At 35.2% G+C, this 11,564-nt stretch carries 12 protein-coding genes; 1 reads left to right on the top strand and 11 read right to left on the bottom strand.

Annotated elements, in window-relative coordinates; all coding sequences use genetic code 11:
- Positions 1 to 772: 772 nt before the first annotated feature.
- From O9A_RS03855 to O9A_RS08305, 11 genes are all read right to left on the bottom strand, one after another.
- A complete protein-coding gene (locus O9A_RS03855; protein ID WP_034458961.1) occupies positions 773 to 1,633 on the bottom strand; it encodes a phytoene/squalene synthase family protein in 861 nt (286 codons plus the stop codon).
- Positions 1,630 to 2,016, bottom strand: a complete 387-nt coding sequence (locus O9A_RS03850) for an Mth938-like domain-containing protein (protein WP_034458958.1) — start codon at positions 2,014 to 2,016, stop codon at positions 1,630 to 1,632. The genes O9A_RS03855 and O9A_RS03850 overlap by 4 nt, the downstream gene beginning before the upstream one ends.
- A 490-nt stretch (positions 2,017 to 2,506) precedes the next feature.
- Positions 2,507 to 2,953, bottom strand: coding sequence for a preprotein translocase subunit YajC (gene yajC, locus O9A_RS03840; protein WP_034458954.1), 447 nt, complete (start codon positions 2,951 to 2,953; stop codon positions 2,507 to 2,509).
- 369 nt (positions 2,954 to 3,322) lie between these two features.
- On the bottom strand, positions 3,323 to 4,501 hold the full coding sequence (locus tag O9A_RS03835) for a peptidoglycan DD-metalloendopeptidase family protein (RefSeq protein WP_034458952.1): 1,179 nt from the start codon (positions 4,499 to 4,501) through the stop codon (positions 3,323 to 3,325).
- 168 nt (positions 4,502 to 4,669) lie between these two features.
- Entirely contained in the window at positions 4,670 to 5,329 is a 660-nt protein-coding gene (locus tag O9A_RS03830) for a protein-L-isoaspartate(D-aspartate) O-methyltransferase (protein WP_034458950.1), read from the bottom strand.
- Between the two features lie 132 nt (positions 5,330 to 5,461).
- Entirely contained in the window at positions 5,462 to 6,739 is a 1,278-nt protein-coding gene (gene serS / locus O9A_RS03825) for a serine--tRNA ligase (RefSeq protein ID WP_034458948.1), read from the bottom strand.
- A gap of 62 nt (positions 6,740 to 6,801) precedes the next feature.
- Positions 6,802 to 7,578: a twin-arginine translocase subunit TatC gene (gene tatC / locus O9A_RS03820; protein ID WP_034458947.1), complete on the bottom strand. Its 777-nt coding sequence runs from the start codon at positions 7,576 to 7,578 to the stop codon at positions 6,802 to 6,804.
- Positions 7,575 to 8,015 (bottom strand): Sec-independent protein translocase protein TatB, encoded by a 441-nt coding sequence (gene tatB / locus O9A_RS03815; RefSeq protein WP_034458945.1) that lies wholly within the window; start codon positions 8,013 to 8,015, stop codon positions 7,575 to 7,577. The genes tatC and tatB overlap by 4 nt, the downstream gene beginning before the upstream one ends.
- Positions 8,016 to 8,075: 60 nt before the next feature.
- Entirely contained in the window at positions 8,076 to 8,375 is a 300-nt protein-coding gene (tatA, locus tag O9A_RS03810; protein WP_034458943.1) for a twin-arginine translocase TatA/TatE family subunit, read from the bottom strand.
- Between the two features lie 449 nt (positions 8,376 to 8,824).
- A complete protein-coding gene (locus tag O9A_RS08310) occupies positions 8,825 to 8,932 on the bottom strand; it encodes a glycoside hydrolase family 3 N-terminal domain-containing protein (RefSeq protein ID WP_245262490.1) in 108 nt (35 codons plus the stop codon).
- 174 nt (positions 8,933 to 9,106) lie between these two features.
- Complete coding sequence (locus O9A_RS08305; RefSeq protein ID WP_245262470.1) at positions 9,107 to 9,394, bottom strand: hypothetical protein; 288 nt, start codon at positions 9,392 to 9,394, stop codon at positions 9,107 to 9,109.
- A 914-nt stretch (positions 9,395 to 10,308) separates the two neighbouring features.
- On the opposite strand from O9A_RS08305, the gene O9A_RS03800 reads away from it, so the two are divergent.
- A complete protein-coding gene (locus tag O9A_RS03800; protein ID WP_034458941.1) occupies positions 10,309 to 11,172 on the top strand; it encodes a 23S rRNA (adenine(2030)-N(6))-methyltransferase RlmJ in 864 nt (287 codons plus the stop codon).
- Positions 11,173 to 11,564: the final 392 nt, after the last annotated feature.

Here is an 11,564-nt window from a genome sequence, read left to right as displayed (position 1 = left end):
CATAGCATGACTCTTCAGGAATAATCTTAGCTTTCTTTTTTACAATTCTTTTCTCAATGCTTTCCTCTAATGCTAAGCTTCTCTATAAACTCCAGAAAAATCTATAATTTACAGCATAGGAATACGCTCGAACAAAGGTGATATTGGTTCTCACAGATCATTATTATAAACTCATAATCCTTGATAAGCTCTTTCAAATCAAATTTCAGATCTCTTTCTGATACAAAATATCATAATGTTTAGGGATGTTAAGCCTCTCACCTGAAGGTAAAAATTTTCACCATTTTAAAATAAAATAAATGCTTTCAACAAAAGATGGATAAAATTTTCAGTCCTCACTTATATCTAATCCTTAATAAATTCTCAATCCTTTGCCAATCTTGGGTGATGGAATGCTTTTTCCTGATAATATTCCTGTTCTTTACAAATGAAAACATTACCACCACCGCGCTTTTACTCCTAAATTTTGCTCTGGTGCATAAACCCTAGAAAACCAGCTGATCTATTGTATGAACTTGATCTCATGTTTTATGTTCTCTACATCCACCGATACAAGGAAGTTAACAAATGCATAATCAATGAGTCAATATGCATTATTTTCAACATTGTAAATCTCAATTTGAACTCTTTTAAGAGCATCCCGTTTCATGCGTAAGCACTGTTTCTAAAATGACAAAGAAACGAATTGAAATCACAATAGCACTGGGCTCTTCAATGTAAAAAATCTGCTCGTATCTTTATTGATTCTCTCTTTGTGAATGCTCTTTTTATTTTACAATATCTTTGGAAGATTACCACTTATCGCTGCTTTGGTTATAAACCAATAGCGGTGAAGTAATGGTAAAGCTGTGTTTTCTTGAAAAACTGCTGCTCCCAATTGTACTGCCTTTTGAAGAGATGCTGGTATAATTGCCAATGGAAGAAACGCTGGTTTAAGAGTTTTAGGAATCATATTAAAATATTCGTAAAATCTAGTGTAACGATCTCGTGATAAAGCTACCATAGCTTCAATGATGTGGCATTTTTGTTCTTTACTGATATGGTTGGACTCCAACTCTTTCCTCTTCACCCCTAAAGCTTTGAGCATATCAGCAGGTAAATAATATTGATATCGTGATTGCATGAATGATAAAAGGCGCAATACACCACTTAACCCTTGTGCAATCCCCCCATGTTGATAGGCATATGTAAAATTTTGTGCCGCATCTGAATCTAATATCTGACAAGAAAGCTGTAAAATTATACTTGCTGTCTCACCACAATAGAATTCGAGATCGTAAAGAGTTGCCATCGGATTGTGATAAAGATCTAAAATCTGCGCATCACAATAACGTAAAAAAGCTGTCTTAGGTAAATTAAAAAGAGTCATTGCCGTAAACAAATCACTCAAAATCGGATTGCTTTCACTTTTCTCCATTTCACTCTTAGCAATCGAATCATACCACCAGCGTAATCGTATCTCACCGATAAGGGGATTATGCACATTTTCACGAATACGAACAATTTCTGCATTAAAGGCATAAAGAGCGGCCAATGCTCTACGCTTCTTTTTAGGCGCAAATAAGACTGATATATAACGATCACGATCTGTAGAACGTAAAATATCAAGGCTATAAGGAAGAAAATTGATCATTCTACAGCAAACAATAAAGCAGCCACTGCACGATCTTCAGCTAACAGAACATTAAATGTACGCACTGCTGCTCCTGTACTCATTGTATCTGATGAAATACGCTTTTCCCATAACAGTACCCGTAACTCTTCAGGCAATCGCAATAATTCAACTCCCGTGCCTATTAATAAAACCTCAATTTGGTCTGACTCTTCTAATACACGAGATACATCCTCTTGAGTAGGAACAGGCCATGCCATATCAATACCATAAATACCTGATGGTACACAAATAATAGAACCTCTATGTGACATATCAGCAAAACGAAAGCCACCATTTCCATAAGCATCAATAGGTGCACGCCCTGGAAAATGCGCCTCGCGGATTTGAATTGCATGAAACACTAGTCATTGCCTTTATTTTGAAAGCTTAATTGCGTTTTTTCCCCTTTACCCCTAAAAGTCAGCAAAGAAACCATGATACCCTGTATCGCAAGGTTAATGCAAAATTTTTCATAAAGAATACACTCCTGAAAATGCAAAAAGCAATATATAAAAACTATTACAGATACTATAGAAAAAGTCTGCCATAAAACGTAGTCAAATACCATATCCGTTTTCAACATATTTATTGAAAATAAATTTATCTGAACCTATTCATTCAAAAACAAACAATTTTCGTCCTCTAGAACAATGGTCTTGTTCGAAGAGTAGTTAAAAATTATCACAATATTCAACAAATAAAATAACTATTTTTTTTAACAAAAAATTATTAAGGTTCATTTGTCGACTATAAAACAACCCATACAATGAAAAGGCTTTTACATAAATATATAAAAGCCACCCACTTTCATAAAAATCAGTTTTAAAAGGACACGATAACTGCCATCATACTTTAAGAATGTTCTTCCTTTGATACAGCTTTTTTCTCTTTAGAAGCGCCCATATTTTCCTTTTTTACAACTCTAGCTTTCGATGATGTTTTCGCTTTAGCATTCAATTTTGATTTTTCTTCCAAAATTGGTTCTCCTTTAACGCGAACATCTAATAATGTTGAACGTATAACGCGAATGCGCATACCATCACAAATTTCAACCTCTAATTCACCGCTCCCATCGTAAACTTTCGTAACCTTGCCGATAACACCACCGCCCGTTATCACTGTATCACCACGACGCACAGTATTAAGCATTTCTTGGCGCTTTTTCATTTGTACACGCTGTGGACGAATAATAAAAAAATACATAATCCCAAAAATCAGAATAAATGGGATGAAAGTAACAAGTGAGGGCCCATTGGAAACACCGCTTGCAATTTGAGCATAAGCGTTAGTAATAAACATTTTTATCTCCTATAGATTAAACTTCAGGTATTTCCTATTCTTTTTAAATAAGCTTTTGATTAAAAAAAGCTTTCCTAGAGGATCGTCATGCAGAACAATAACTACAAACTGTAATTACAGCTTTATCGAAAGGCAATAAAACCTTAAAAGGCAGAAGGCAACGAGAAAAAACTTTTAAAAAACAGATTTGTTTCTCTTTTCGGAAAAAATAAATGAACAATAATCTTCTTCCCTTCTAAATCAGTTAAACTGATCGCTATCCTTAAGCGTGTAAGATTTTTTTGCTGAAAGAGCATTGACTTAAGCAGATTGATTATTTTGTCTGAAATCCAGATAAATTATAAATTTTTTTTTAAAAGTCACCATACGTTAGTTTTCTAAATACTTGATAGGATCAACAGGTAAAGAATTTTCACGCACTTCAAAATAAACACGTGGAGTTTTAACATCACCTGAAACACCAGACTTAGCAATCTCATCACCACGCCGTACCTGTTGCCCTTTAGTAACAACAAGCTTGCTATTACATCCATAAATAGTGATAATATTATTCTCATGTCGGATCATAACAACATTGCCAAGCTCTTTTAACCCATCACTTGCATAAATAACGATACCGTTTTCCGCTGACTTTACCGATGAGCCTTCAGGCACAGCAATATATATTCCCCGACTCGTTACTGTCCCTTTCTTTTGACCAAACTGGTTTAATAAACGCCCTCGTACCGGCCAACGCATCTTAGAAATTCCTGTGACTTGTGGTGTCACACCATTATCCTTATTCATCACAGTGTCTAAAATACCCGTTTCATCATTTAATGAGGGCATCTGTGTGGAAAAATTCTGTATAATATGTGACCTGCTTATCTTTGCAGAAGACTTGGTTGTTATAGGAGCTTTCTCTGCAAATGAATCTTCCTTGTGTCTTATAGAAGACGTGGCTCGAGGCTGAGATAAAGATTGTTTTTCTGTCCTCCCATCATTATTGCGAGCATTCGAAGTTTCTATTGTACGACCACTTGGGATTATAAGGACCTGGCCTATATAAATGGAATTACTACTTATGCCGTTTACTAATTTTAATACCTCAACATTGACTCCTCTTTGCCGAGCAATGCTTAACAACGTATCCCCACTTTGAACAATATAAGAGTTTCGTCGAAAAAGAGGTTCTTTCTTCATTTGTGCACGAGAAAGCGTTCCAAGATTGCGTGGTGGTGTTCCCATAACTCGACTATCAGGAGAAGGGGTCTCATCTTGTGGAGGAGAATTATATACAGTATTATCATAGGTTGATAAATCATTACTTGGCTCTACAGGTGGCAATTCAGTACTTTGTATCATACCAGCGCCATACGACAACGTTGGAGAATCCGTAGACATCGACATCGTTGTAGACATATTTGGCTGATTAAAAACTGTAGAATAAGAGAAAGTATTAGCGAAACGCTCCATACCAGAACTACATCCCACAAGAACTGTTATCATCGCTAAAAGAGCTATACTCTGATTACATCGGACAACATTACCCAAAACTTTTAAAAACATAGTTTTGCTCATTCACCAATACTCAACTCAATCTATTAAAGCTTTGTAATATTACCTAAGAGTTAAAATAAGGTATTTTATTCAGGAATATTTTTACAATAAAATCAAAGTGAATTTATCATAAAATTAAGAGAGGAAATATTTTATGGAGTATCTATAGTCTGAAAATCAAAGTGTTTCCGCAATACCTTCAATAAATGGTTGATACCGCACTTGAAACATTTCTAAGCACTCAAACCGGCTCGCAATTTTTGTATAACGCGTAATGGTTTGTACCCCTTCATCAGGTCCTATAGCTTGAATGAGAATTCCATTTTCAGTTAAAAGTTCTAAAAATTCTTTCGGTTCATCAGAGCGTGATGGCCAAATAAGAATACGATCAAACGACCCCAAACCTGCAACAATACGACTTCCATCAATCTGCCGTATAACAATATTTTCAATGCCTAAAGTTTGAAATTTTTGACGCGCCAAATCAACAAGCGTTTTATAGCGATCAACTGTTATCACACGGTCACTAAGACATGCCATAAGGGCAGTACAAAAACCAGAACCCGTACCAATCTCTAAAACACGATGTTTTTTTTTCAAAGACAAAGCATAAAGAATCAAGAGTTGCTCTTCTAAACGCTCAATATATTCACCACACTCAATTGGAATAACTTTATTATCATAAGCACCCTTAAACCAAGGAGAACCGACAAACTGTTGACGTGGAATTTTCTCCAATGCCGCAAAAAAGTGAACATCATCAATTCCTTTGCTGCGCATTCTTAACACAAGACCAGCTAGCTCCTCATGAAATCGTAAAATACACTTTTTCTCCATAATATCATTCGATCTCCAACAGAGTCGTTATATCATTGTACTCACATTTTATTTCTTTTTAAATGGTATCCCCTTGTGTCTTTATGCTCTCAGTTGTCAACAATAAACGTATAGTCGTTCTCCTTTTCAAATTTAAGCAGTAATGCAACGTATGCCCTTCATATAAGGTTGTAAAACATCGGGTACAATAATTGACCCATCAGCCTGCTGATAATTCTCAAGAATGGCAATAAGACAACGACCAACAGCCGTACCGGAACCATTAAGACTATGGACGAAATGTAATGTTTTCTCACCTTCTTTACGATAGCGTGCATTCATACGTCGCCCTTGAAAATCTCCACAAAATGAGCAACTGGAAATTTCACGATAACATCCTTGACCAGGAAGCCAAACTTCAATATCATAGGTTTTGCGTGCGGAAAATCCCATATCACCTGTAGAAAGAACCACGGTACGAAAAGGCAAATTGAGTCGTTTTAATACATCTTCTGCACATTCTGTCATACGTTCCAGTTCAATTAAAGACTGTTCTGCAGTGGTAATTGATACCATTTCTACTTTCCAAAATTGGTGTTGACGCAACATACCACGTGTATCACGACCAGCAGATCCCGCTTCGGATCGGAAACAAGGGCTCAAAGAAGAAAATCGCAATGGCAAATCCGATATCTCAAGAATTTCATTGTTTACCAAATTGGTTAACGGAACTTCTGCTGTTGAAATAAGCCACCGACCATCTGTTGTTCGAAAGAGATCATCAGCAAATTTCGGCAACTGAGCTACTCCATAAACAATCTCATCACGAACAAGGAGAGGTACAGAAACTTCTGTATAACCATGCTCATAAACATGTACATCAAGCATAAATTGACCCAATGCACGTTCAAGCCGTGCTAACATACCTGAGAGTACTGTAAAACGTGTACCCGACAAACGGCTTGCCCGTTCAAAATCCATCTGTTTGAGATTTTGACCAAGATCAAAATGTTCCTTTGGTGTAAAGTCAAACGCCGTAGGTGTACCAAAATGTCGAATAACAACATTATCACTTTCATCTTTACCTTCTGGAACATCATCTAATGGAATATTCGGGATAGCTGAAAGAGCATTCTCCAAACTCTTTGTCAATCGTTTTTCTTCTACTGTAGCAGAAGAAAGAAAGGCCTTAATCTCTTCAACCTCAGCTCTAAAGTGTTCAGCCGTTTTCTGATCACAGGTAACTAAAGCCTGTCCTATTTCCTTTGAAGCTGCATTGCGACGCTCCTGCGCGGATTGTAATCTAGCGACATATGACCGACGCTCAAAATCAAGTTTTATTAACCTTTCAGCTTGTGGCTCAATACCTCTCTTTGCCAACGCTGCATCTAATTTCTCAGGGTGTTCACGAATCCACTTAATATCAAGCATCAAAATTCCTCATTTGCATCGTTTCTAATTCATTTTCCTATGGCACAAGTTATAAATTTCTCTTAAGGGGATTTCTTTTCCATACAGTAGGCAATTAAAATTGAAATCTCGTAAAGAGCTATCGTTGGTAATGCTACCGCAAACATAGTAAAAAAATCCGATGGAGTTACTATCGCCGCAATTATAAAAGAGATGAGAATAGCCCACTTTCGTTTAGACGCTAAACTATGAGAAGTTAAAAGTCCAACTTTCGTTAAAAGACTGGTGACAAGAGGTAATTGAAAAATCAAACCAAAAATTAGAATAAACGATGTCATAAAACTTAAATAATCGGAGATACGCACTATAAACTCTATTCTTAAATGAACATCCGGAAGAAATTGCTGAGAAAGGCTAAACCAAAGCATAATCGGTGCCACCAGAGCATAAACAAACGCCCCACCAATACAAAATAAAATCGGCCCACTAATTAGAAATGGTAAAAAAGCTATACGCTCATTTTTATAAAGTCCTGGTGCAATAAAGCTATAAAACTGAAAAGCCGTATAAGGAAAAGACAAAATAGCTGCCCCAAAAGTAGCAAGTTTCATCTTCGTTAAAAAAGTTTCCCATACTTGCGTTGATTGCAAACGAATACTCTCAGGATTACTACCTGATATTTTCATTGCCCACTGATAAGGCCATATCAAAAAATTTAAGATATAATCTTTGACAAGAAAACATATAATAAAAGCGATAAAAAATGCGATCAGAGCAGTAATAATTCGCTGACGCAGTTCAATCAAATGCTCTAAAAGGGGTGCCATATTAGCATCAACTTCATCTTTCTTAACATTCATGACGCATCTACTTTATCTTTAGAAGTTACAGATACACTCCCAAAACTACGAACAACAACAGGTACGTCTAAATCTTCATTGGTTTTGTTCTGATCACATTCAAAATTTTCTTGATCTTTTTCTAATTTATGGTGCGTTGTATTTACATCAAAATTATCGGAGATATCTCCTCTTATATCATGCATGGGATTTAAAATTCCTGTCAACTTCTTGTCTGGATTAAAATCGCTTATATTCGATAGTGTCTTTTGCAGATTATCAAGCTCAGCTTGTTTCATTGCATCATCAAACTGGTGACGAAATTCATTCGCTGTTGAACGGACATAAGCTATTGCCTTTGCCATTGTCCTTAGCATTTTAGGTAAATCTTTTGGTCCAACTACGACGATGAGAACAAGTAAGATCACGAAAAACTCAGGCCCATCAATCCCAAACATCAGTTTATACTCGACTTCCTTATTTGAACAATTATGATTGTGTCTTTGTTATTTTACACACTATTTTTTAGCAACAGAAGTTTTGCTTTTTCTAGAGGAAGAAGAACCTTTTACATGCGTAGCTGCACGCTTCACCGATAAAGACTGAGATTTTTGAGGTTCAACATCAATTATTTCAGAATGGTGAGCCCTCTCAAGCTTATCCTCGAGAATGTCCTCTTCGTCTTTTATATTCTTTTTAAAAGCTTTAACTCCCTTCGCCACATCACCCATTAATTCAGAAACCTTACCGCGCCCGAAAAGCACAATAACAATCAATAAAATTACAATTAAATGTGTTGGTGAAAAAATATTACCCATCACTCTCTCTCACTGCTTTTTAATTTGATTTCACTTGTTCATAACAGTTCTGTAAGGAATATACCAAATATATCATATCTTACTTGTATATTTTCTTCTCAAGTTAAAGGCAATTGAACATTTTTTATTGTAAAATAGCTTTTAGCTCCTCTCCAACTTTTAATTAGCATATTACAACAAGCGCAGATAAATCAAAAATGACAAACCTCTTCAAATAAAAGTCAAAAGGTTTGAAAATTCCTCTTTCAAAGCAACTTCATCTGATCTGTCTGGTTGAAAATCCCGTCTGCGAGCTCTATACGCACGTCCAATGTTTTACCTTTTAAAAACAAAACCGTATGCGTGATCGCAAATATTTTTTCTAAATGACCATTATAATGTAGAATAATATCACAGCTTGCAGAAAAAATTTCACGTGTTAAATTAGAGAAATTTTCTGAAAATGCATTTTACCAAAGAGTTTTCATTGATACACTATCTGACATTAAAAGCCCATAAAAACCTATCTTTTTACGAATAATATTCTCAATAACTCTTTTAGAAAGCGTTGCAGAAATTCTTTTGTCAATTGCTTCATAGCCAATATGCGCAGTTATCGCAGATAAGCAAATCAGTCAAATTTTTTAAAAACATAAAATCATACTTTTCCAAAATATCAAGGGGTACATTGTCACATGCTAATTCAAAATGCGTCTCTCAAAATGCTCTACCATATCTTGGAATATGTTTTATCACCGGTAAAAGCCCCCATCCAAAAGTCCCTCAGTAATTGCACACCCTAAAGCTATCACTGTTTCTACACCTTTAGCATAAGCACGCGTTCCAATAACATCGTGCGTTCCACCCACCAAAATATCTAAAACAGGAAGACAATTGGCATTTATACCAAACTTTATTAAATCAATAGCACGAAATCGAGACATAATCCACGCAGCACGAATTCCCTTATCTTGATCCCTTTTATTTCCCCAAAAATTACAGCTGCCGGATAAAGAAGTACCAAAGGTGGAAGAAAACATTGTACCTTTCCCCCTTCTTGATCAAGAAAAATATCATCACGCCTACTTACCACAATGTAAAGATGTAGTCAGTGCTTTGACATCATCTGCCGACCCAATATTGGAAGCAAAGAGAATAAAAGTTCAAGGCTTATGCTCAGCAATGAACGTTTTTTCATTTTTTCTTAGAAAAAATTAGAAATACTAGTAATCATAGCTTTTATTTCTGACATTATCTCGATATCTTTATGCTTATTTTCTTCATAATCTCTCCTTTGATTGAAACAGTTCGTACATCTTATGTCAGTTTTTTAAAACTCGTCTTTTGATATCCTATAAAAACCTCACCGTTTCACATATGTAATGTGAAACTTGCGTTCCAAACAAAGACACTCCTTAAATGCTCCCGTGAGAAATCTGTCGATACAGCGTGCAAACATTTTTACTATTGTTGTTCATAGAATTTATAACTGATCAGTTTAACTGCTTTGTGAGATATTAAAAATAGTTTATCTTCAAAAACTTAGAAAATTTATTGATGAATGTGCAAATTGCGCTTACAATCTTTAGAAACCTCTACTGATACATCAATTAACTTGTACCTTTTATTCATTTCCTTTTGAGGCGGTGGTAATAAAAAAATTCTTTCATAATCTGCCAAATGCCTTAATCGAAGTATTTTCTCTTTTTTTAGCCATGTTTTATTAAAAGATTTGAAATCTTAGCGATTAATCTAATTTATACAAATTAGATTGATATAAAATAGTATAGCCAATCACTGTAAATCTATGACATTGGTATTCTGCCAAACATATATGTTTTTTTGAGCAAGACATTATTTTATCTCTCTCAGAGGTTTTTTGTGAATAGGAAAACTGTCTTTTTATGTTAGAAAGGGATTTGGTGAGCATTCTTAGATAGGATAGATTTTACTTATGAATTATCGGCATATTTATCATGCTGGCAATTTTGCTGATGTTTTTAAACATATTATTGTCACTCGCATCATAGAATATCTCAAACGCAAAGAAAAAGCTTTTCGTATTATAGATACGCATGCTGGAATCGGCATTTATGATCTCTCCTCTCTAGAAGCACATAAAACAGGTGAATGGCGTGAAGGTGTTTACCAACTTCTTTCAGCACCTATTCCAGAAGATTTAAAAGCACTCCTTTATCCATGGTGTAATATCATCGAAGCACTCAATAAGGGGGAAAAAGAAATCCTATTTTATCCTGGCTCTCCTGTTCTTATTCGTCAATTACTGCGTAAACAAGACCGGTTAACAGCAATTGAATTGCACCATGAAGATTATCATATTTTAGCAAAAAATTTTGCTGGTGATTATCAAACAAAAGTTTTACATTTAGATGGATGGCTTTCCTTAAATGCCCATCTGCCACCAAAAGAAAAACGTGGTTTCATCCTTGTTGATCCTCCCTTTGAAAAACCTGGTGAATTTTCTCGTCTCATTGAGGGATTGAGGAAAGCATATCGCCGTTTCCCTAGAGGAATTTATGCTTTATGGTACCCCGTTAAATATGACAAAGAAATTGAAAACTTTCTTCATGCACTTCATCAAACAGGAATTCCAAAAATTCTACAACTCGAAATGCGTATTCGAAAAAGCTCCATACCCCTTACAATGAATGGAAGTGGCATGGTTCTTATCAATCCCCCATATCTTATTGAAGAAGAAATGAAAAAGCTCAGCCCTTTTCTTATCACTCGTCTTGGGCAAGATAAAAATGCACACATAACTCATAAATGGATTCAAAAAGAACAGCTATTATGTTAAAAACTTTTTTCTATGATTTCTAAAAGAAGATCCTGTTAGGGTAATTAAAGAGGGTTAAACTACTTAGGGTTGGAACACGAGGTAAGTCTTTTGCTCTACAATTGACTCAAAATGCATAGAACAGCGAATGGTATGTGTTTATTTTTTAAAAACAATATCTTAAATAATCCTTATTATAACAAATTTACCATTTCAATCAGTTCATTAAATGAAGTTGGCCGACTTGTAAAACTGTTCTCTGAGAGAGTTTCCGCATTTTTTTATAAAAAGTAATAACTCAAAAATCATGTAATCTCATACCATAATGCATTATTTACAGGCAAAAACTATAAATACATAAATGATAAGATTTAATGGAGTAGAATATTTCATATAAAAAACACAAAACATTC

Origin of the sequence: Bartonella koehlerae C-29 (genome assembly GCF_000706625.1) — a bacterium.
Lineage (GTDB): Bacteria > Pseudomonadota > Alphaproteobacteria > Rhizobiales > Rhizobiaceae > Bartonella > Bartonella koehlerae.
This window is presented reverse-complemented; position numbering and strand designations above follow the sequence as displayed.